Origin of the sequence: Caulobacter mirabilis, assembly GCF_002749615.1 — a bacterium.
Lineage (GTDB): Bacteria > Pseudomonadota > Alphaproteobacteria > Caulobacterales > Caulobacteraceae > Caulobacter > Caulobacter mirabilis.
Genome location: NZ_CP024201.1, coordinates 2,793,962 through 2,816,176, shown reverse-complemented (window position 1 = coordinate 2,816,176; position 22,215 = coordinate 2,793,962). Strand labels below are relative to the sequence as shown.

Here is a 22,215-nt window from a genome sequence, read left to right as displayed (position 1 = left end):
ACGCCTGACGGCGGCGCGCCGGGCGACGTGCAAGTCGCTTCGACCCCGCTATGTGTTCGTCGAGGTCGCCGCGCGCTTGCGGGCGGCCGCGCGCTCGTCGCACATCGCCCGGATTCCCGCCGCCAGCGTGATGGGGAGGCGCTCCGAGATCGCCTGCAGGTCCTCGCTCTTGCACATGTCGCCCGACAGGCTGTCGATCCGTCCGGTCTGCGCCAGCGAGAAGGTGAAGGCGCCGGTGAGGAAATGGTATCCCCAGTAGAGGTCCTCGAGGTTCGCGTCCGGCAGCAACCGCTTCATGTCCTCGATCAGCACTTCCGACACATGGTCGAAGTTCTTGGACATCAGCCGGCGTAGATCAGCGTGGGTCGCGTTCACGTACCCGATGATCATCCCGTAGTTCCTGTAGCCCTCGTCGTTCAGCATCAGATCGAACGCCGGCGCGGTGAAGGCCCGGATCACCCCCTCGAGGGAGAACGACGCGCCAGCCGTCCGCCGGTACTCGTTCAGGGCCTTCAGCCGGGCCTCGTTGGCTACGCCGGAGCGACGGTCGACGACGGCCTCGAACAGGTTGCTCTTGTCGCCGAAGTAGTAGCGGATCAGGCCGGTGTCGACGCTGGCCGACCGGGCGACGTCGTTGATGGTGACGCCGTTGAAGCCCGACTCGGCGAACAGGGCCTCGGCGTGGTCGAGTATCGACTCCATCGACTCCCGCCGCCGGTCGACCTGGGCCTTCCGGGGCGACGCCTTCTTCGCGGGAAAATCGTCCTTCAGATCGTCAACGCTCTTCATGCGGTAGCAGTAGCGCCTTGCCCGCACCTTTGCCAGTCGTCCATTCCTTCCCTGGGGAAGGAATAAGTTTGACAACGATCGCCGGCTTAACTAGCTCGGTTCCACAACACGGATCGCCGGAAGCCAAACCGGCGCCAGTTCATAGGGTGGAACATGAGAACCTGGCTCTTCGCCGGCGTAAGCCTGCTCGTCGCTACCGGCGCTCACGCGCAAGAAGACCGGCCCGCGGTCCCCGTTTCCGAGGACCAGGCGTCGGTCGACGCCGAGGCCACGCAGGTCGGCGAGCTCGTCGTCACCGGGTCGAGGGCTATTCGGAACGGAGCCCAGGCCCCCACGCCGGTCACCGTCGTCGCCGCCGATCAACTGCAGCAGGCGCAGCCGGGGCTGATCGGCGAGGCGCTCAACACCCTGCCGGCGTTTCGCGGATCATCGCGCCCGACCACCGGCGGCACCAGCGCCCTGGCGCAGAACACCGGCAGCTTCCTGAATCTCCGCAACCTGGGCGCCCAGCGAACGCTGGTGTTGGTGGACGGCCGTCGGGCCGCTCCGTCCGCACGAGACGGCTCCGTAGACATCAACGCGCTGCCGTCCCAGCTTGTCAAACGGGTCGACGTGGTCACCGGCGGCGCGTCGGCCGCCTATGGGTCCGACGCGGTCGCGGGGGTCGTGAACTTCGTCCTCGACACCCGTTTCACCGGCCTGAAGGCGGAGATCCAGGGCGGGGTCTCCAGCGAGAACGACGCTGAATCCATCAAGTTCAGCCTGACGGGCGGCCAGAGCTTCGCGGACGGTCGCGGGCGCTTCGTCGCCAGCGGCCAGTTCTATGAGTCCGAGGGCGTTCCGTCCCTGACCCAGCGGGACTGGGGACGCGCCTTCTACGGCTCGCTCAGCAATCCGGCTGTCCCGGGGCAGTTGATCTTCCGCCCCAACGTGCGGAGCGCGACGACGACGCCCGGCGGCCTGATCATCAGCGGCCCCCTGGCGTTCCAGCAGTTTCTGCCCGACGGAACCCTGGCGCCGTTCGACCGCGGCTCTGTCCGGTCAGGCCTGATCCAGGTCGGCGGGGACGGTTCGCAGCTGTCCTCGAACGTGTCCGCCGACGTGCGCACCCGCAGCCTGTTCGGACACGTGGACTATGAGCTCACGCCGGAGCTGCGCGTCTTCGCGCGGGTCAGCTACGCCGACACCGACAACCGCTACAATCAGGTCCAGGCCTTCAACGTCGGCGGCTTCAACGGCTTCACGATCTTCAGCGGCAATGCCTTCCTGCATCCCACGGTCCAGGATCGTCTGACGGCGACGAACACCCCGGCCTTCGGCATGGGCCGCATCAACTTCGATTTCGGCGATCCCGCCAAGGCCGTGACCCGCAATCGGCTGGTCGACACGACCGTCGGATTCGAATGGCAGGGACCGGCGGGCTGGACGGTCAACGGCTACTACGAGCACGGCGACAACCGGTCGGACACGCGGACCGAGAACAATGTGATCCTCGAGCGCCTGTTCGCCGCGGCCGACGCCGTGCGTGATTCATCGGACCGGATCGTCTGCCGCGTGACCCTGACAAACCCGGGCCTGTACCCCGGGTGCACGCCCATCAATCTGTTCGGGTCGGGCGCCGTCGGCCGCGTCGATCGACTATCGGCTCACGGCTCTTCGGCCTTCCGGACAGTCATCAAACAGGACGTCGCGGCCCTGACGGCGCGCGGCGACCTGTTCTCGACCTGGGCGGGGCCGATCTCCGCGGCGTTCGGCGCCGAATACCGCCGCGAGGAGATCAAACAGACCACCGACGCCATCGGGCCGAGCATCAACGACGCGACCGGCATCCGAGGCTTCCCGGCGCCCTATCAGAACCAGCCGGGCGGCTGGCTGCTGACCAACGTCTTCCCCGTCGCCGGCGCCTACGATCTTTGGGAAGTGTTCGGCGAGGTCGCCGTTCCCCTGGCTCGCGACGTCGCCTGGGCCAAGTCGCTCGATTTCAACGGCGCCGTCCGCTACACCAACTACAGCACCAGCGGCGGCGTCACGACCTGGAAGGCGGGCCTGGTCTACGAGCCGATCGAGGGCCTTCGCCTGCGGGCCACTCAATCTCGCGACATTCGCGCCCCGAACGTCCCCGAGCTGTTCGCCGGCATCACCCAGAACACCGGCTCCGTCATCGAGAACGGCGCGACGGTCGGCATCATCGCCGCCACCAGCGGCAACGCCCAGCTCAAGCCCGAGGAGGCCGACACCTTCACCGCCGGGATCGTCCTGCAGCCGAGCGCCGTTCCGGGGCTCACGGCGTCGATCGACTACTACTCCATCGACATCAGCGGGGTGATCAGTTCGCTGACCCCGCAGGTGACGCGGGACCAGTGCGCCGCCGGTGCGACGCAGCTCTGCGCGAACATCACGCGCAACACCGACGGCGTGATCACCCGGATCGTCTCGCCGACCTTGAACCTGAACCGGCTGAAGACCTCCGGCGTGGATATCGAGGTCGGCTACCGGCTGCCCGTCGAGGTCTTCGGAGGCCAGGTGAACCTGCGTGGCGTGGCGTCATATCTCGGCGAGATGACCACCGAGGTGTTTGGCGGGGCCAAGATCGACAGGGCCGGAGAGGTCGGCGTGACGGCGAACCCCGAGTGGTCGGTGACGGCCAGCGCCGAATGGACGCGAGGGCCGTTCTCGCTGTTCGTCCAGCAACGCTACATCTCTGAAGGGACCTACGACGTCACGCGCGTCGAGCCGACCACCATCGAGGACAACAGCGTCGAACGGGTCTTCTATGCCGACCTGACGGCCAGCTACGCCTTCAACGAGCGGATGCGGGCGACGGTCACGGTGAACAACCTGTTCGATCGCGAGCCCCCGCTGGCCCCCAACGGCACGCTGGCGATCTTCACGCCGACGAACCCCCAGCTCTACGATCAGATCGGGCGCTATTTCACGTTCCGCCTCAACGTTCGCTACTAGGGCGGCGGCCTTGCGCGGCCGTCCCGGATCCCGCGATGGAGCATGGACGATGAGGTCAGCCACACGCCGCGCCGCGCTTTCTGGGGGAGCCGCGCTTTCCGCGGCGTCCCTTCTGGGCGGCTGCGCGCCGACCGACCGGCCGGCGCTGGCCAAGGGCTTGCCGTTCGCACCTGCCCAGCTCGCGGATCGCCGAATGCTCTGGAACTGGATCGAACGCCTGAACAGCTTCGGTCCGCGCCTGACGGGCTATCCGGCCCACGAGGCGTCGATCGACCTGATCGCGCAGGAACTGCAGGCCATGGGCCTGGTCGTTCAGAGCGATGTCCATGCGATGACCCGCTGGACGGTCCGGGAGACCGGCCTGGTGGTCGCGGGATCGCCCGTTCCGGTGGCGTCGGCCTTCGCCTACTCCGGGCGGACGGAGCCGCAGGGGATCACGGCTCCCCTGGTGTGGCTGGGCGAAAAGCCCAGGTCGCTGGAAGCCGCGGCCGGCAAGATCGCCGTGGTCCCGGTCAAGAACGCCGCGATCGGCTTCCTCGTCCGCGACCTGATGTTCACGCGCAAGGCGTTCTATCCCAGCCGGGAGGAAGCGGATTTCACGGGGACGGTCACCACGCCGCTGCTGTCGGGATTGACCCCCGGCATCGACCTGGCGGCGGCCAGGAGGGCCGGGGTCCTGGGTGTGATCTGCGTCTTCCAGGACATGTCCGAGGAGGCCGCGCGCGACCAGTACAATCCCTTCATCACGCCATACCAGGACTGTCCGGCGCTGTGGGTCGGGCCCGCCGCCGGCGCTCGGCTGAAGGCCGCCTGCGAGGCCGGGGAGCAGGCGACGCTCACCCTGCAGGCCGAACTCGCTCCGGATGTCCCGACGCGAACGCTCTTCGCTGTCCTGGAAGGGACGGTCCCGAACGAGACGATCATCGTCAACACCCACACCGACGGCCCCAACGCGTGCGAGGAGAACGGGCCGGCGGCGCTGCTGGCGCTGGCTCGGTACATGTCGCGTGTTCCCGCCGAGCAGAGGCGGCGCACGATCATTTTCGCCTTTGTGACCGGCCATTTCCAGATGCCTCAACTCAGCGGGCACGAGGGGCAGGCGACGTCACGCTGGCTTCGTGACCATCCCGAGCTCTGGGACGGGAAGCCGGGTCACCGAAAGGCCGTAGCCGGTCTGACGATCGAGCACATCGGCTGCCGGGAATGGAAGGATGTCGCGGATAGAAGCCGTTCGGCGCCGACGGGGAAGCTGGAGCGGGAGCTGGTCTACACGACCAACGAGGTGATGGATCAGGTCTTCGCCGAAGCCGCAGCCGGGCGCACGAAGATCCGCGCCTTGACCGTCGAACCGCGCAACGGCGTCCACCTCGGCGAGGGGCAGCCTCTGTTCGCGGCCGGCATTCCCGCCATCGCCATGTGCCCGTTGCCCGACTACCTGTGCTCGGCGCGCCGCGGCGGAGATCTCGACCGGCTGGACCCGGAGTTCGCGCACCAGCAGGTGCAGACCTTCGCGCGGGCGCTCCTGCAACTGGACGCCCTGCCGGCGAAGGTTCTCGGTTCGCCTCGCCCTGCCAGGAACACCTTGCTGGGCCGGGTCGTAAAGCTTGGACAATGACCGCGAGTTCGACGCCCGGGGGACCTGACCGGCGCGTCCCTTCGCACCACAGGAGGATTCCGATGACCCTATCCCGGCGAGACGCCCTGACCTCCATCGCCGCTGTCGGCCTGGCCGGACTGACCGGCGGTCGCGCGACGGCGCGAGCCTTCGCCGACGGGCCGGGCCGGCCGCTGCCGGCCTCGGCCGCGGTCACCGTCGATCGATCGCAGTTCCTGCCCAGCAGCCAGATGCGGCAATGGCATGTCGACCTCGACGCCATGGGCCTGCGCGCCACCGGGTCCGCCTCGCACGACGCCTATATCGATCGCCTGCATGACCGGCTGGTCAAGGCGGGGGTGAAAGACGTCCGGTACGAGGACGTCGAGATGCAGCGGTGGACGCCGACGGCCTGGGGGCTGACGGTGGGCGATGAGGCCGTGTCCGTCCCGGCCTACATTCCCTACACCGGCGTGACGCCCAAGGAGGGCGTGGTCGGCGAGCTCGCCTATCTGACCGCCGCGCAGGTCGGGACGATCGCCAACCGCCGGCCTGGATCGGCCGAACTGCTCGCCGGCCTGGCGGGCAAGATCGTGGTGGCGGAGACGCCGGTCCTGCCGACCAAGGCGGGCATGTTCACCGAACTGGCGATCGACACCTACGATCGCGGTCCCAAGCTGCTCCCGACCGAACCCTACAAGCGGTCCTGGATTTCCCTGGTCGCGCCCAGCCTGCTCGAGGCGCTGGAGCCGGTCGGCGCGCGGGGGCTGGTGGTGATCACCGCCGACTCCCTCCAACCCAGATACGGCAAGATCTACGGGCCCTACGACGCCGTCTTCCGCGAGTTGCCAGGGCTCTATGTCGACAAGGCGGTCGGCGTGAAGCTGCAGGCGGCGGCTGCGGCCGGGCGCTCGGCGAGGCTGACCCTGGAAGCGACGATCGAGCCCGCGAAGACTAGGAACCTGGTCGGCGTGATCCCGGGTCAGTCCGACGAACTGGTTGTCCTGAACAGCCATACGGACGGGACCAACGGCGTCGAGGACAACGGACCCGACGTGGTCGTCGACATCGCGCAGTACCTGGCCCGACTGCCTCGCGAAGCCTTGCCCCGGAGCATCATGATCATGCTGTCCGCCGGCCATTTCGCCGGAGGGAACGCGATCAAGGACTTCCTGCGCCGGCACGCCGACGACGGCCTTCTCAATCGCATCAACTGCGTGGTGACCATCGAACACCTGGGTCTCCAGGAATGGGTGTTCAACGACAAGGGCGAGCTGGAGCCGACGGGCCGCAACGAGCTGGCCGCGCTCTTCACGCCGGAGATTCCTGCTCTGGTGACGGCGGCCAAGGCCTGGGCCGTCAATGCGGACGCCTCGCCGACCTATGTCATTCCGCCGATCCACCCGGACGCCGACGGCTCGGCCAACGAAGCGGTCTGGCCGGGCGAGGGGCAGTACTTCTGGGGGCTCGGCGGCATCCCGACGATCAACTACATCACCGGTCCGGCCTGCCTGCTGAACTACGACATCGAGACGGTCGGCTATGTCGACTTCGCGCTGTTGCACCGGCAGACGGCCGCCTGCGCCCAGATGATCCTCGACCTGGGGCGGGTGAGCAGGGCGGAGCTTCCCCGAAGGGTGCGCAAGAGATCCTGACGCCAGGGCGGGCTGCTGGTCTCCGGACCTGCGGCCTCGCCCGGGGTCAGGCGCCGGGCGTCGGGGGCGCCGCCCGCCAGGCCTCGACCCGATCGATCGCGTTGGCGCGAAGCGGCCCGTAGAAGATCCCGTAGTCGCCCAGGTGGTAGCTGCCGTAGAGCAGGCTGAGGATGTCGTGGAACCCCTTGGGCGCCGCTCGCGGGATGTCGACCCACAGCAGGCCCTGGTCGCAGCGAGCCCCGGTGAGACGGGGCGTCAGGACAGGAAGCGATACGGCCGTTCGGGCCGTGGTCGGCGCCGGGAAGGGCAGGCTGCCGTTGTCGGCGCTCGCGGGCGCGGCGTCGGTCCGACGCCAGGTCAGCGGGTTGACGCAGATCGCCGGCGGCTGGTTCTCCGACCGGTACGCGCCCTGCCACCAATAGGTCTTGTCCTGGATCAGGCGGAAGGCGCCGTCGCGGCCCGTCTGGCTGGTGTTCCACGACAGGATGCAGCCGGTCTGGCGCGGAGCGTCGCAGACCGGCAGTCCGATCTCGCCGAAAGCCGAGGGGACGTAGGCGCCGATGACGTAGGCGGTGACCATCCGCTTCTGCAGCGGCGTGCCGAGGATCTCGGCCTGCAGCAGCTTCACCGCATGCATCGATCCCTGGCTATGGGCGGCGATGATGAACGGCCGGCCGTGGTTCTCGTGGGCGATGTAATAGGCGAACGCCCTGGCCACGTCGGAATAGGCCAGCTCGACCGCCGGGCGGCTCTTGTCGAGCGCGCGAAGGGAGGCCTGCCGATAGCGCGGGGCGTAGATCCGGCAGCAGCCGTTGAACACGCTGGCCTGGGCCAGCAGCACCGCCATGTCGAACTCGCCCTCGGCGTCGTAGGCGACGTTCCAGACGTCGTTCTTCTGGTAGGTGGTCGGGTGGATGAAGAAGACATCGGCCGGGGCGGTCGCCTCGTCGACCGCCGCCACGCCTGGAGTCGTCGAGCGCTCGAGGCCGTTGCGCCCCGGGAAGGCCAGCCAGGCCTCTTCCCGGCCATAGTCCGGCGCGGAGGGCGCGGGAGTGGCCTCGAACGGACGCGGCGGCGCTCCGAGGCCGGCCAGGGCGTCGCCGATCTGCGCGCAGCCGGCAAGGGCGAGGCAAGCGGCCGCGAAGGTCGCGCCGCGCCAAAGTCCGATCACGCGCATGCTCCCTCCGGCCTTCAGACTAGAACCGCGTCCGGACGCTGAGCCCCACGGTCCTGGGGCGCAGGGTGACGGCCGCCTCCATCCCGCTGACGACGTTGTGGTCGAGCAGGGGATCGGCGTCCAAGAGGTTGTTCACGAACAGGTCGTACCGCCAGCGGCCGTAGTCGAGCTGCAGGTTCAGGTTCACGACGTCGTAGGCCTCCTGGCGCTGGGTGGCGTTCGGCGCGGCGACAGGGCCGGCAGGGGTCGCGACCATGTAGCTGTCCTCGAACGCACGCAGACTGGAGCCGTGGTGCTGGTAGTCGAGCTTCGCCGTGGCCGCGCCGTCGCCCCAGATCGGGAAGCGATAGGCCACGGCGGCGTTAGCGATCCATTTCGGGGTGTCGAGGACCGGCTGGCCGGCCTTGGCGGAGACGCCGGGCGAGGTTTCGGAAATCTTGGCATCGGTGTAGCTCGCCGCGCCAGAGACGGTCAGGCCGTCGATAAACTCGAGCTGGAAGGCCAGTTCGGCGCCCTTGATCTCCGCGGCGCCGAGGTTGCCGTTGAACGAGAAGCCGCAGCTGGGCAGGAAGACGTTCTGCTGGATGTTCCGCCAGTCGGTGTAGAAGAGCGCGCCGTTCAGGGTCAGCCGGCGGTCCAGGAACTGGTTCTTGCTGCCCAGTTCGTACGTCCACAGCTTGTCCGACTGGAAGGCGACGGGGACCGAGGAGAGGCCGAGGGCCGCCAGGTCGGCCTGGCAAAGGCTGGGCGCCACGGCGAAGGGATTGCCGCCTCCGGGGCGGAACCCCTTGGCGGCGCTGGCATAGAGCAGAGAGTCGGCCCCGGCCTTGTAGGCCAGCTCGAACTTCGGGTTGAAGCCGTCTTCCTTGGTCCGGGCCGATCCGCGGGTCGAGCCGCCGTTGAGGACGCCGTCCCCGGTGGTGTCGATGCTCTGCTCGATCTTGAAGTAGCGAAGCGCCAGGGTGGCGTCGAGGTTGGGCAGGATCTCGTAGGTCAGGTCGGCGAACGCCGCGTACTGCGTCAGCCGGCTGACCGTGTTGCCGTGATAAACCGTGTCCGTTCCCGTCCCGAGGACGGGTCCCACGCCCAGGGTCTGAACCGTCTGGTCCAGCTCGTTACGCTGGCGGGCGTAGTAGAGGCCGGCCGTCCAGCGCAGCCGGGCCGACGGATCGGACGAGGCCGCGCGAATCTCCTGGCTGAAGGTCTCGGTGTCACTGTCGGACGCGTTGGGCGAGGTGAAGCCGAAGAGACTCGGGACGAGCGTGGCGATGTAGAACGAGTAGTCCCGGTCGAACTGGACGCTGCGGTCGACGTAGCCGGTCAGCCAGGTCAGGTCGACGCCGTTCAGGCTCTTGACCGCCGTCAGCGTGTAGACGCCCAGCTCGTCCCGCGTGGGCTGGGCGATCCGGAACGAACTCTGGAGCCCGGGCAGATTGGTCCAGAACACGCCGGTGTTCTTCTGGCGATAGACCTGATGGAAGGCGGAGGGCGTGATCTGAAGCGTCGGATCGGGCTCCCACAGCGCCGACAGCTTCACACCTACGACCGTGCTGGAGTTCTGGTCCTTGGCCGAGCGCGTGCTCATCGAGGGGCGAACCAGCGGCGTCAGGGTCGGCGCCGGCGTGGTGCTGGTCCGGACGTCGACGACCGGCGCGCCCGCGACGTTGTCCACGTAGCCGGCGTCCTCGCGGTAGATCAGCCCGCCGCGGATCGCCAGCCTGTCCTCGACGACCGGCAGGTTGAACACCGCCTCGCCCTGGTAGGAGGTCCCGCCGTGGGCTGTGGTCGAGAGGCCGGCGGCCAGGTCGACGGACCGCTCGTCCAGCACCGGCGGATGGCTGACGTACTTGATCGCGCCGCCCATGGCGCTGCCGCCGTAGAGGGTGCCCTGCGGCCCCTTCAGCACCTCGACGCGGCTGAAGTCGAAGAACACCGGGTCGGCGGCGCCGCTGAAGGCGCTGGTCGTGGTCAGCAGCGAGACGTCGTCCAGATAGATGCCGACCGTCGGGCTGGGCGAGGTCGTGCTGACCCCCCGGATGCTGTAGCGGCTCTGGCCGAGCTCCGCGCCCGAGAAGGAGACGCCTGGCGTCTTGCCGATGACGTCCTTGAAGTCACGGACGCCCCCCTGCTGCAGGTCGGCTTCGGAGAAGGCCGTGACCGACAGCGGCGCGTCTTGCAGCCGCTCGGCCCGCTTGCGCGCGGTGACCACGATCTCGCCGACCTGCGCAGGTTCCTCGGCGGTCTGGGGCGCCTGGGCTTCGGCGGCCCATGCGGGCGCCGTCATGGTCATCGCCGTCGCGATCGCCAGGACCGCTTGCGCCGCGCTGTTGAAGTACTGTCGCATCCTACCCCCTTCGGTCCTTGGCGCATCGGTCGAGCCGCGGCGCCTTGTGGAGACCTGTTGAGGCCACCCTCCGCACTTTTTCACGAGCGGCCTTATGAGCAGGCGTCGGTCATTTATGCCGGCAGCAGAAAATGCACAGATCGATGATGAAACGACCGGAAACGGTCGATTTTGCAACGCCGAGGTTCCATGCCAAGCTGATCGACGCGCCGCCCGACGAACCGGACTCGCGAGGCGGTCTTCAAGGTCAGATGCCCATGGCGGCCGAACCCACCCCTGCCAACCTGGACGGACGTTTCGAACCGTTCCTGTGCGCCGACCAGGTGAGCGGCGTGGTCATCGACGGACGGCTGAACCGACCGCTCGACGAGCAGGTGGTCGGGGAGGGGCGGCTGACCATGAAGGTGCAGTTGACGGGGGCGGGAGCCTATCACTTCGATCGCGCGCCCGACTCGGCCGTCGTCGGCGAAGGGCTGGTCATCGCCCATCAGCCGCCCGGCGTGGTCAAGCGCCAGGTGATCGCCCGCGACACCGAGGAGCGGTCGGTCACCCTGTACTTCCCGCGGCTGGAGGACGGCCGTATCGCCGGTTTCGAAGGCGAGAGTCAGGAGGTCCGGGCCGCGACCGACTTCCTCAACGAGCGGCTGCTGTTCCGCAGCTACCAGGCGCCCCGCGCCGCGGTGCATTGCGCGGCCGCCATCCTGGATCTTCGACGCTCGCCCTGGGCCCAGGAACGGTTCAAGCGCGCCAAGATCGACGAGCTCACCTGCCTGCTGCTGGACTTCTTCTTCAGCCAGTTCCGGCAGACCCACGACCACGGCCTGACCGAACGCGAGGTGCGGCGGGTGCAGCAGGTCCGCGAGATCATCACCGACCGCTTCGACCAACCGCCCAGCATCGCGGCGCTGGCGCGCGCCGTCGGCCTCAATCGGACTCGCCTGAACAGCGCCTTCCGGGCCTTCTATGGCCAGACCATCAGCCAGGCCTTGCAGCAGGAGCGGATGGAGACCGCCCGCGCCTTGCTGACCGCAGCGGAACTGTCGGTCAGCGACATCGCCGAACGCTGCGGCTATGGCCACCTGAGCAACTTCTCCTTGGCCTACAAGGCCTATTTCGGGATCAGTCCGTCGGCGTCGAGGGACGGGGCCGGACAAATAGTGCCGTCGGCATAATCGCCGCGCCGCGCGCATAAGCGGCGCTCCGCGTCGCCCGCTAAGGTTCGTCGATCACGGCCGCCGACGGAGGGCTTCATGACAGCTATGGAACCGAAGCCCGGCGGGGTTCGCGGCGCGGCATGACCGGCGACCTGTTCGATTTCGTTGTCGTCGGCGCCGGCGCGGCCGGTTGCGCCTTGGCGGGGCGCCTCGCCGAACGGCCAGGGACCCGGGTCGCGGTGCTGGAGGCGGGGCGCGCCGGACGGTGGCGGGTCGAGGCCATTCCGGCCGCGACGATCCACACCAACGGCCATCCCGCCTACGATTGGAAGTTCGTCTCTCAGCCGGATCCCTCGCGGCTCGACCGGGCGGAAGCCTGGCCTAGGGGGCTGGGCCCCGGCGGCAGCACTCGCATCAACGGCATGATCTTCGTCCGCGGCGCCGCCGGGGACTTCGACGCCTGGGAGGACCTGGGCGCCAAGGGGTGGGCCTACAGAGACGTGCTGCCCTACTTCCGGCGGATCGAGACCAGCACCCAAGCGCCGTCCCAGTCCCGAGGGGCGGGCGGCCCGCTGCCGGTCTCCGATCTTCCCTATGTCCACGAACTGACGCCGCGCTTCATCGAGGCGGCGGGAGAGGCGGGGCTGGCTTTCAATCGGGACATCAACGGCGAGACCCAGGACGGGATCGGATATGTTCAGAGTACGGCCCGGAACGGACGTCGCCACGACGCCTTCACCGCCTTTCTGAAGCCCGCTGTCGCCAAGGGGACGGCTGCGCTGTTCCAGGGCGCGCTCGCCCGCCGGGTCCTGTTCGAAGGACGCCGCGCTGTCGGGGTGGAGTACGAGCGGGACGGCGAGGTCAAGGTCGTGCGGGCGCGCCGGGGCGTGGTCCTGTCCGGCGGGGCGATCCAGTCGCCGCAACTGCTGATGCTGTCGGGCGTCGGCCCGGCCGCCCGGCTCCAGGCGCTCGGCCTGGAGGTTGTGGCGGATTCTCCGGAGGTCGGCGAGAACCTGATGGAGCACGTCGGCATCTGGATGGGCGTTCGCGTCTCGGTCCCGACCGTGAACCAGCAGGTCAGCCCGCTGGGCCTGGCGAGGGCGATGCTGCAATGGCTGACGAAGGGCCGCGGCCCCGCGGCGGCGCCGACGGCCCAGGCGGTCGGGTTCGCGCGGACCCTGCCGGACCTCGCCTCGCCCGACGTGCAGATCCACCTGACGCCCTTCGGCAACATCGGCGAGGGCGCGGAGCGCAAGCTGGCGCCGTTCCCGATGGTCAGCGTGGTGCCCAGCGTCAACCAACCCAGAAGCAGGGGCCGCATCGACCTGGCGAGCGCCGATCCGACGGCCGCGCCGTTGATCTATCCGCGCCTGCTCGAGGATCCGGAGGATCTGAAGACCCTGCGGCGCGGGGTGGAGCTCTGCGAACGCATCGTCGGGGCGCCGGCCTTCCGCCCCTTCGTGGTCGACAAGATCGGCTGGCCGGACCTGTCCGCCGGCGCCGTGGAGGTCGATCGCGAACTCTGTCGGCTGGCCGGTCCGATCTATCATCCCGTGGGCACCTGCCGGATGGGGTCGGACGACGGCGCGGTCGTCGCCCCCGATCTCAAGGTCAGGGGCGTCGAGGGGCTCTATGTCGCCGACGTCTCGATCATGCCGCGGCACATCAGCGGCAACACCCAGGCGGCGGCCATGATGATCGGCGATCGCGCCGCGGATCTGGTTGGAGGCCCGTCGTGACGGCCGCCGCGTCGGCCTGGGACGCGCCATTGCCCGAAGACCTGAGCCGCGGCTGGATCCACGGCGAGACGCGCGCCTTCTCCGATCGGACGCTGGTCAGCGTCGATCCGTCGACCGGCGAGACCCTGGGCGTCTTCGATGACGGCGGGGCGCCGGCGGTCGAGGCCGCCGTGGCCTCGGCGCGAGCGGCCTTCCGGGGCGGCTGGGGCCGCATGAAGGGCGAGGATCGCGCGGCGCGCCTTCTGGCCTGGGCGCAGCGGATCGCCGAGGAGAGCGAGCAACTCGCCAGGCTGGAAACCCTGGAGGTCGGCCGCCCGATCACCGACGCCAAGACCCTGATCGCTCAGGCGCCGCTGCTGATCGGCTACTACGCCGGGCTGATCCCGGGGCTCGAGGACCGCTCCGACGGCGCCGTCCGGCGACCGCGGGGCGTCGTCGGCGCCATCACGCCCTGGAACTTTCCGACCGCCAACGTGATCCTCCGGTCGGCGCCCATTCTGGCGGCGGGCAACACGCTGGTGCTCAAGCCGTCCGAACTGTCGCCGCGGTCGGCGGTGCTGCTGGCCAGGCTGGCCACGGAGGCCGGACTGCCCGCGGGGGTGTTCAACGTCATCCCGGGGACAGGGCGGAGCACGGGGGCGGCGCTGGTCGCCCATCCGGACGTCGACATGGTCGCCTTCACCGGCTCGACCGAAACCGGAAAGGCGATCATCCGCGCCTCGGTCGAACAGGCCTTGAAGCCGTTGACCATGGAATGCGGCGGCAAGTCCCCGCAGCTGGTGCTGCCCGACATGATCGGCGAGGATCAGATCTGGTCCGGCGTCTTCGCGGCGGCCTTCTGGAACACCGGACAGTGGTGCGCGGCGCGGACGCGCCTGCTGCTGCCCCGGGGCGGCGCGGCGGCGGCGGTCGAAGGTCTGCGCCAGGCGGCGGCCGGCTGGACCATCGGCGATCCCCGGGATCCCGCGACGACCCTGGGACCAGTGGCGAGCCGTCGACAGTACGAAACCGTCCAGGCCTTCCGCGAAATCGCCCGGGAGGCCGGCGAGGTGATCGCCTTGCCCTGCGCCTTCGGCGACCTGAACCCCGCCGGCTTCTACGTCCGCCCCGAGCTCGTGCTCGAGCCTCCCCAGGACGGAGCGCTGGTGCAGCAGGAGGTGTTTGGGCCGCTGCTGACCATCCAGGAATACGCGGATCTCGATGAGGCGATCCGTCTCGCCGACGGTTCGACCTATGGTCTCGGCGCGACGATCTGGAGCGCCGACCGCGAGGCCGCAGAGACCGTCGCGGCCGGCCTCGACGTCGGTTCGGTCAGCGTCGTCGCCGCGCCTGGCGCCCGACCCGGACTGGCCCTGGGCGCGCCGTTCGAGCCGCGGAAGCAGTCGGGCTTCGGCATCGAGGGCGGGCCGCTGGGGTTGGCCGCCTTCACCGCGCCGCAGGCGATCGCCTATGTCGACTGAACCCGGACCCTCCCGCGTCGTCCTGCCCGCCCTGATCGTCATCGGCACGGGCGCGATGACCAGCGCGACCCTCAGTCCGGTGTTGCTGGGACTGTACATTGATCAGCTTGGCCTGACCGCGTCGCAGGCCAGCCTGGCGCTGGCGGCGGAGAACGGCGCCTATGCCTTGGGGCTGCTCCTGTTCTCCCTGCTCCTGCACCGGATGAATCGGGCGGCGCTGGCGGCCGTCGGCCTGGCGTTCATGATCCTGGGCAGTCTGCTGACCGCCCAGGCCGGCGGGTTCCTGCCGCTGCTGGCCGTGCGCGGCGTCTTCGGTTTGGCGATGGGCTTCACCGCCGCCAGCGTCTTCGCCGCCTACGCCGGCCGGCCCGATCCTCAGCGGGTCTGGGCGATCGCGACCTTCGTCAATCTGTCCTACGCGGCCCTGCTGCTGTCGGTTTCGGGCTGGATCGCCCAGACCTTCGGCCTCGGCGGCGTTACGGCCGTCCTGGCCGGGGTGTCCGTCATCGGACTCCTATGCGCGCGCCTCATCCCCCGAACGGGCGGGGAGGGCGCCGAGACCAGCGGGCGGTTCTTTCCGACGGCCGGTGGTGCGACCGCCGCAGCGGTCTGTGGAGCGCTGGCGCTGTTCTGCCTGTACGCCGCGCATACGACCCTGTGGTCCTTCCAGGAGCGGATGGGCCTGGCCGTGGGCCTGAATCGCGGCGAGGTCGGGCTGCTGCTGGGCGTCTCGGTGCTCGGCGCGATCGCCGGGGCCATCGCATCAATGGCGGTCGGTTCGCGGTTCGGCAGTCGGGCGCCGAACGCCCTGGCCTTCGCGGGCTTGGTCGCCTCCGCGCTGCTGCTGGCCGTTCCGAACGTCGCCGCCTACGTCGCCGGCGCGGTGATCATCAAGACGGCCTGGTTCTTCGGACTGCCGTTCATCCTCGGCGCCCTGGCCCGGCTCGATGTCAGCGGCCGATGGAGCAGCGTCGGCGCGGCCCTGCTGGCGCTGGGATCGGCGGTCGGCCCCGCGGTCGGCGCGGCGGTCGCCGATCAAGGGCCGCACAGCATCGGCTACCTGGCGGTCGGGTTCTACCTGGCCAGCTTCCTGCTCACGCTTCCGCTGCTCGCCGCCGAACGCCGCGCGCCGCGCCCGGCGGCGGCCTGAACTGATGGATGGGTTTGCGGAAACCTATCAGGACGCGCGCCGGGCCTTCCGGGAGGCCGCCGCCGCCGCGGGCGGGCGGCTGAAGTCCGCCGCGGTCCCGGGCCTGGGCGCGGAGGGCGAAGATCTGACGATCGACTGGACGGTGATCGGCCGGCCCGACAGTCCCAAGACCCTGCTCACAGTCTCCGGCGTCCATGGCGCAGAGGGACAGGCCGGCTCGGCCGCCCAGCGGGCCTTCCTCGCGGCCCTCGCCCCGGAGACCTTGGGCGCGGACTGCAACGTCGTGGTGGTGCACGCGCTCAATCCCTGGGGCGTGTCGCATGGCTTCCGGGTCGACGCCGACAACATCGATCTGTCCCGCAACTTCGGCGACTTCGATGGCCCCTCAAGGCCCAACCCCGACTATGCGCGCATCCACGAGATCGTCTGTCCGGACGCCTGGGATGACGGGCTCCTGGACAGGACAAAGGCTCTGTATCGGGCTTTGACGGATGAACTGGGCGCCGCGGCGGCGCTGACGGCCTTCACCGGCGGCCAGCACAGTCACCCTGATGGGATCGGTTTCGGCGGTCTGGGCCCGTCGTCGTCTCGCTGGGTGTTCGAGCGTATCGTCGAAGAGGAGCTGACGGCCTGCCGCCGCATGGGCTACCTGGAGTGGCACACCGGGTTCGGAACCTACGGTCAGGCGCTGGCCGTGTCCCTGGACCCTCCAGGCAGCCCCGCCCGGCGGCGCCTGGCCGGCTGGTGGGCGGACCAGGACCTGCAGGGCGAAGACGAGGCCTTCGAGTCCGGCGAGACGCCGGACTGGTCGGGGCTCCTGCTCACGGGACTGCGCAGGCTCGCGCCCCATGTCGAGATCGTCGGCGCGCCCGTGGAGATCGGCACGGTTTCCAACTTCGAGGCCTTCGAGGCTGTGATGATCGACCGTTGGATGCGGCTTGGGCGCGCGCCCGGCGATCTTCGGACCCGTTCGGTGCTGAAGGACAGGCTTCGCCACGCCTACGACCCGCCCGACCCGGCCTGGCGGCGGCTGGTCGTCGAGGCCGGGCGGTCGCTGCACGCCGCGACGCTGGACGGCCTGAGACGATGGTGATCGCGGCGTTCCCCGGCGACCGCCTCACGCCCCGATGACGCGTCGTCGCACGATCACGGACGAGGATCTGAGGATGGTGGCCCTGATCGAGGGGCGCTCCAGAGTCCACGGGCGGGAGGTGGCGCGGCGCTTGGGCGTCAGCAATACGACGGCCTGGCGAATGCTCTCGCGTCTACAGGTCGACGGGGTCACGCGACAGGCCGTGGCGCTGCGCCGGGACTTCGTCGGCGGCGCCTGCGAATGCCTAGCCTATCTTCAAGGGCGCTGGCTGGGTCCCGGCGACATGGAAGCCTTCGAGTCGGAGCTGATCGGGGACCCCGCCGCCCATTCAGCGGTGCGGATCACCGGCGGCTATGACTACCGGGTCCAGGCCTTTCATCCAGATATCGTCGCGGCTGATCGATGGTTCTCCCATCTGCTCGCCCAACCGGGGGTGGCCGGCGGCAAGCTCGTCTTCCTGCAGACCCTCTTCGATCGCCCCTGTTACGCCGCGGCGATCCTGGGATTGGACGGAGAGGGGGATCGTCCGCCTGGACGTCGAGAGGCCGCTCCTGGAGAGCATCGCGCAGCGGGAGAGGGAGCAGAGGCGCCATGAGCGCGGGTCGCCAAACGGCGACGACCGCGATCGAGAGAACGCTCGTCAATGGCGCAAGCACCAAGGTAGAATCGAAGAGGAAGAGCGCCGCCTCGATGATCTGGAAAAGGTAAAGCGGAAAGAGGCTTCACGCGGAACGGGCGGCGTCTTCTGGACGAGCTGGAAAACGAAGGGACTAGTGTGACTGGCGCTGATGTCGATCCATTCTCGCTTCTCGGCCTGGATGATCGCGCCTGGAGCGGAGCGGAAGGCCTGGACCTGTTGAGCCTGGCCATCCAACGGTTCGACAGCTCGCGGCCCGGCCCGCTAGCGGCTCTGCTGACGGCCGACGATCCTGTGGTCAGGCGGCGGGGCCTGTTCGTGTTCGGAGCGCTGGGCCGCAAGGCGGAGGGGCTGCTGGACCAGGCGCTTCAATCGGTCGATCACCCAGACGAGGCCGCCCGTTCGGCGCTGATGGACGGGGTGATCAGCCATTCCAACGCCTTGTCCGCCGAACAGGTCGGCGCCGTTCTCGGTTTGGCGAATGATCCCAGCGACCTCGTTCGCAGCAAGGTTGTGGCCTTTCTCCGTGAAAGCAGCGCCGACGTCCTGCGGGCCGCCATAACCGCGCACGTGCCCGAAGGGCTTGTGGAAGAGCATCTAAAGGGCTTGGAGCTCCTGGCGTCGTCGGATCGCGGCGCCCAGTCGCTGTTCGACGAAGGCGTCTCGGCGGAGGGACTGCGCTCGACCTATGCGTTGGCCGCGGTTGAGCGCATGGCGAAGAACGGCCTCATCGACATCGCGCCAGACGCCCATGGCGTTAGTTGGATCGGCGAGGCGACGCATGCCCAGATCATTCGGCTGATGAACCGGCGACGTTCCTTTTCCTCATGAGGCGGCGGATGTTCCCTCTCGGGAATCGCTCCCGCCCAGGGTGCGCCGTTTGCTCCATCGCGGAACTTCGGGAGGTCGCCTCTCCTGACCGGCGCGCGGCCGTGACCATGCTGTCGGAGGCGCCCTACAGCCGTCCTGGGACGGTCCAACCCTGCATCTCAACCCGCGGCGCTCTTGATCGCCGCCGGTTCGCCGGACTTCGCCGGGTTCACGCCGTGATCAGCGTCGGCTTTTTTCCCAGAGCGAGATGAAGTGGGCTCGGGTGAGGCGGTCTTCCGTGACCAGCAGGGCGGGCCCGACCCGGATGGCGCGCCGGGGGACGGAATGGGCCAAGAGTCGAGGGGCCTCCACGTCGCTCCGCGCCGGCGTGATGTGTCGCCCGGCGAGGTGCCGCTGGCCTTCGCGCGAGAGCAGAAAGTCCAGGAACAGCCGCGCGGCGGCGGGGTGGCGCGCCTGGTGCGGGATGATGGCGATGCGCGACATCACCAGCGTGTAGTCCTGCGGCAGGATGACGCCCAGATCAGGCTGGGCCGACATCTCGTCCAGCGCGTACGAGCCGGCGACATTGTACCCGAACGCGGCGCGTCCGGCGGACACCTCATGCAAGATGTCTTCGGCCGAGGTGTAGAGCTTCAACCTGTCCTTTCGCATGGCCTTGACCAGCCGCCAGACCTCGCTGGAGGCTTGCGCGTCCTGGGAGAGGTAGAGGTAGCCGACGGCGGACCGCACCGGGTCGTAGGTGGCGACGACGCGCCGTCCGTCCGGCTCGCCGGCCTCCAGGAAGCGGCGCAGCGCGACGTGGCTGTCGGGGATCTGGTCGGCGGGAACCAGCTTGGTGTTGTACACGGTCACGATGGGTTCGGCGGTCACGCCCCAGGCCTGGTTCTTCCACTTGGCCCAGTCCGGAAAATGCGCTGAATGACGGGAAGCGTAGGTCGCGGCATAGCCGTCGTTGACCAGTTTGATCTGGAGATCCATCGCCGAGCTCCAGAGCACGTCAGCGGTGCCGCGGTTGCTCCGGGCGGAGGCCAGGAACTGTGACTGAAGATCACTGCCCCGAATGTCGGTGTAGATGACGCGGACCTTCGGGTGCCGACGGCGGAAATCGGCGAGAAGCTCCTGAACCCGATTGCTGTCCGTCGTGGACCAGACCTCGACCACGCCCTCGCGAGCGGCGGCGGTTTCGAGGTCCTCGCGGGTCGCCTGGAACAGGAACAGCCCGCCCAGAACGACCAGAACGAGGGCCCCCAGAAGCCAGGCCAGAAGCGCCAAACGCTTGTCGGGTCGCGTCACCAAGGCTGCGGCCCCCCGCATTCTGGACAGCTGGAAATTGACAGTCCTTGGTAGGGGTCGCCTCATTGGCGCGGCGAGTCAACGCGGGGACGGGAAGGGCCATGCCGAGAATTCTGCTGGTCGAAGACGATGCCTCCTTGGCGCGGGGCCTGTCGGCGACGCTCGCCGCCGCCGGCTACACGATCGATGTCGCGATGGACGGAGAGAGCGCCCGGGCCATGGCTACGGACGAACCCTACGCGCTCATCACCCTCGATCTGGGCCTGCCGGAGATGTCCGGCCTGGAGGTGTTGCGGAAGTTGCGAGCGGCCGGCAACAAGACCCTGGTGCTCATCCTCACGGCTCGAGACACGCTCGAGGACCGTCTCATCGGCCTGGATTCCGGCGCCGACGACTACATGCTCAAACCGTTCGAGCCGAGCGAGCTCGAAGCCCGGATCCGCGCCCTGCTGCGCCGCGCGCGCGGCGAGGCGGACGCGATCACGACCATCGGCAAGCTGGTCATGGATTCGACGCGTATGACGGCGGAGATCGACGGCAGGCCGCTCGATCTCCGCCGCCGCGAATGGGCTGTGCTGGAACGACTGGCCGCCCGGGTCGGCAAGGTGGTCGACAAGGAGCGGCTGTCGTCCGAGGTCTTCGGCTACGACGACGCCGTCGCGCCCAACGCGATCGAGGTCTATGTCGCGCGGCTGCGTCGCAAGCTGGAGCCGGACGGGCCGCGCATTCGCACCATTCGGGGGCTCGGCTACGTCATGGACGCCCGGTGACCGCCGCCGACCCGGCTCGGCGACGCCAGGCGCCGTCTCTCGCCGCCCGGATGCAGCGCGGGATGGTGATCCCGGTGATGGTGCTGGCGCTGATCCTGGGTCTTGGCGGCGCCTGGGTGATCAATCAGGCGGTTCAGACGGTCAATGACCGCATTCTCGGCGCCGCCTCCCGGGCGATCATCGATTCCCTGACCGTCGAGGACGGCGCCGTCGGCCTCGACCTGTCGCCCGCGATCTTCGGCATGCTCGAGGACGCCGCGCGGGACAACGTCTACTACAACGTCAGCCATCAGGGGCGCGTCCTGACCGGCTATGAGGACCTGCCCAGCATCGCGCCGAAGACCATGGGCGACACCCAAGTGGTGTTTGGCGACGCGGTCTATCTGGGGCGGCCTGTGCGAGTGGTGGCGGAGGCGCGCCGCCTGCCGCAGATCGATGGCGTCGTCATCGTCCAGGTCGCCGAGACCCTGCGGGCGCGCCAGAGGATTTCCAACCGGCTGCTGACGGGACTGGTGATCCTGGAGCTGGTCCTGATCGGGGTGTCGCTGGCTCTGCTGCCGCTCGCCATCCGGTGGGGGCTGCGACCGCTCCACAGGGTGCAGGCCGAGATGGATCGCCGGGCGGCCTCTGATCTCTCGCCCATCGCGCTGGATCCGGTGCCGACGGAGCTGCGCGAGCTGGTGGGGGGCTTCAACGCCATGCTGGCGCGGCTGGACTCGGCGATCACGGGCATTCAGCGGTTCACCGCCGACGCCTCGCACCAGATGCGCACGCCGCTGTCGATCCTGCGCACCCACATCGCGCTTCTGCGGAAGGCCGAGCCGGGCGGCGCGGCGGCGAAGGAGTCGATCGAGGACATCAGCCAGGCCAGCGAGCGCCTGCAGCACCTGATCGTCCAGCTGCTGGCCCTGGCGCGGGCCGACGGCGCCGATCAGTCGCGGGTCGAACTGGCGGCGGTCGATCCGAATGAGATCGCGGCGGCTTCGGCCGCCGAGCATGCATTGACGGCCGTCGAGGCGGGCATTGAGTTCAATTTCGATCGCCTGGCCCATGCCCCGGCGGTGGTGACCAACCGGGTGCTGGCCATCGAAATGATCGGCAACCTCATCGACAACGCGATCAAGCACAATCGGGCGGGCGGACATGTCCGGATCGGACTGGAGGTGGCCGACCGGCAGGTCCTCGTGGCCGTGGAGGACGACGGTCCCGGCATCCCTCCGGAGGAGCGCGAGAAGGTGTTCGGCCGCTTCGAGCGGCTGCACCGGGACCCTTCGCGCGGCAGCGGCCTGGGCCTGTCCATCGTCGCCGCCTTGGCGCGCGTGATCGGGGCGGACGTCAGGCTGGAGACGCCGGCGGCGGGCAGGGGGCTGCGGGCGGTCGTGAGTTTCAGCGTTGCGGGAACGCAATCTTCGTTCTGACGACAGGCTCATGACAGGTTCGCGCATCAAGAAGGGGACAACGATGGCCTGGCGGGCGCCACGCCACGCCAGGGAGGACCGATGCCCAAGGTGCTGAAACCACGCCGGGAGACTCCGGCGGCGCCGCGCGCGCCGGCGAGGTTCTGATGC

16 protein-coding genes are annotated in these 22,215 nt (G+C 69.0%); 12 read left to right on the top strand and 4 right to left on the bottom strand.

Annotated elements, in window-relative coordinates; all coding sequences use genetic code 11:
• Nucleotides 1-48: 48 nt before the first annotated feature.
• The gene (locus CSW64_RS13530; RefSeq protein ID WP_099622613.1) at nt 49-789 is read right to left on the bottom strand and encodes a TetR/AcrR family transcriptional regulator; all 741 of its coding nucleotides are present in this window, start codon (nt 787-789) and stop codon (nt 49-51) included.
• Between the two features lie 153 nt (nt 790-942).
• On the opposite strand from CSW64_RS13530, the gene CSW64_RS13525 reads away from it, so the two are divergent.
• The 3 genes from CSW64_RS13525 (at nt 943) to CSW64_RS13515 (ending at nt 6,999) form a co-directional block, all read left to right on the top strand.
• On the top strand, nt 943-3,750 hold the full coding sequence (locus CSW64_RS13525; RefSeq protein ID WP_099622612.1) for a TonB-dependent receptor plug domain-containing protein: 2,808 nt from the start codon (nt 943-945) through the stop codon (nt 3,748-3,750).
• 193 nt (nt 3,751-3,943) lie between these two features.
• Entirely contained in the window at nt 3,944-5,365 is a 1,422-nt protein-coding gene (locus CSW64_RS13520) for a zinc-binding metallopeptidase family protein (RefSeq protein WP_099622611.1), read from the top strand.
• 62 nt (nt 5,366-5,427) lie between these two features.
• Nucleotides 5,428-6,999 (top strand): zinc-binding metallopeptidase family protein, encoded by a 1,572-nt coding sequence (locus tag CSW64_RS13515; RefSeq protein WP_099622610.1) that lies wholly within the window; start codon nt 5,428-5,430, stop codon nt 6,997-6,999.
• A gap of 46 nt (nt 7,000-7,045) precedes the next feature.
• Here the strand turns inward: CSW64_RS13515 and CSW64_RS13510 are convergent, their stop codons facing one another.
• Nucleotides 7,046-8,170, bottom strand: coding sequence for a DUF3089 domain-containing protein (locus CSW64_RS13510; protein WP_172448558.1), 1,125 nt, complete (start codon nt 8,168-8,170; stop codon nt 7,046-7,048).
• A gap of 25 nt (nt 8,171-8,195) precedes the next feature.
• Nucleotides 8,196-10,520: a TonB-dependent receptor gene (locus CSW64_RS13505; RefSeq protein ID WP_099622608.1), complete on the bottom strand. Its 2,325-nt coding sequence runs from the start codon at nt 10,518-10,520 to the stop codon at nt 8,196-8,198.
• Between the two features lie 257 nt (nt 10,521-10,777).
• On the opposite strand from CSW64_RS13505, the gene CSW64_RS13500 reads away from it, so the two are divergent.
• The 7 genes from CSW64_RS13500 to CSW64_RS13470 all read left to right on the top strand — a co-directional run bounded on the left by CSW64_RS13500 (nt 10,778) and on the right by CSW64_RS13470 (nt 18,584).
• Nucleotides 10,778-11,692, top strand: coding sequence for a helix-turn-helix transcriptional regulator (locus CSW64_RS13500; RefSeq protein WP_172448557.1), 915 nt, complete (start codon nt 10,778-10,780; stop codon nt 11,690-11,692).
• Between the two features lie 122 nt (nt 11,693-11,814).
• The gene (locus CSW64_RS13495) at nt 11,815-13,413 is read left to right on the top strand and encodes a GMC family oxidoreductase (protein WP_099622606.1); all 1,599 of its coding nucleotides are present in this window, start codon (nt 11,815-11,817) and stop codon (nt 13,411-13,413) included.
• Nucleotides 13,410-14,873: an aldehyde dehydrogenase family protein gene (locus CSW64_RS13490; protein ID WP_099622605.1), complete on the top strand. Its 1,464-nt coding sequence runs from the start codon at nt 13,410-13,412 to the stop codon at nt 14,871-14,873. The genes CSW64_RS13495 and CSW64_RS13490 overlap by 4 nt, the downstream gene beginning before the upstream one ends.
• The gene (locus tag CSW64_RS13485; protein WP_099622604.1) at nt 14,863-16,023 is read left to right on the top strand and encodes an MFS transporter; all 1,161 of its coding nucleotides are present in this window, start codon (nt 14,863-14,865) and stop codon (nt 16,021-16,023) included. Before CSW64_RS13490 ends, CSW64_RS13485 begins: the two co-directional genes overlap by 11 nt.
• Nucleotides 16,024-16,027: 4 nt before the next feature.
• Entirely contained in the window at nt 16,028-17,116 is a 1,089-nt protein-coding gene (locus CSW64_RS13480) for a M14 family metallopeptidase (RefSeq protein ID WP_172448556.1), read from the top strand.
• A 73-nt stretch (nt 17,117-17,189) separates the two neighbouring features.
• Nucleotides 17,190-17,711, top strand: coding sequence for an Lrp/AsnC family transcriptional regulator (locus CSW64_RS13475; RefSeq protein WP_150131412.1), 522 nt, complete (start codon nt 17,190-17,192; stop codon nt 17,709-17,711).
• Between the two features lie 261 nt (nt 17,712-17,972).
• Nucleotides 17,973-18,584, top strand: coding sequence for a hypothetical protein (locus CSW64_RS13470; RefSeq protein WP_150131411.1), 612 nt, complete (start codon nt 17,973-17,975; stop codon nt 18,582-18,584).
• Between the two features lie 219 nt (nt 18,585-18,803).
• Here the strand turns inward: CSW64_RS13470 and CSW64_RS13465 are convergent, their stop codons facing one another.
• Complete coding sequence (locus tag CSW64_RS13465; RefSeq protein WP_245863904.1) at nt 18,804-19,877, bottom strand: ABC transporter substrate-binding protein; 1,074 nt, start codon at nt 19,875-19,877, stop codon at nt 18,804-18,806.
• Nucleotides 19,878-19,978: 101 nt separating this feature from the next.
• Between CSW64_RS13465 and CSW64_RS13460 the strand changes: the two genes are divergently transcribed.
• The gene (locus tag CSW64_RS13460) at nt 19,979-20,647 is read left to right on the top strand and encodes a response regulator transcription factor (RefSeq protein WP_099622599.1); all 669 of its coding nucleotides are present in this window, start codon (nt 19,979-19,981) and stop codon (nt 20,645-20,647) included.
• The gene (locus tag CSW64_RS13455) at nt 20,644-22,065 is read left to right on the top strand and encodes a sensor histidine kinase (RefSeq protein WP_150131410.1); all 1,422 of its coding nucleotides are present in this window, start codon (nt 20,644-20,646) and stop codon (nt 22,063-22,065) included. Before CSW64_RS13460 ends, CSW64_RS13455 begins: the two co-directional genes overlap by 4 nt.
• Nucleotides 22,066-22,215: the final 150 nt, after the last annotated feature.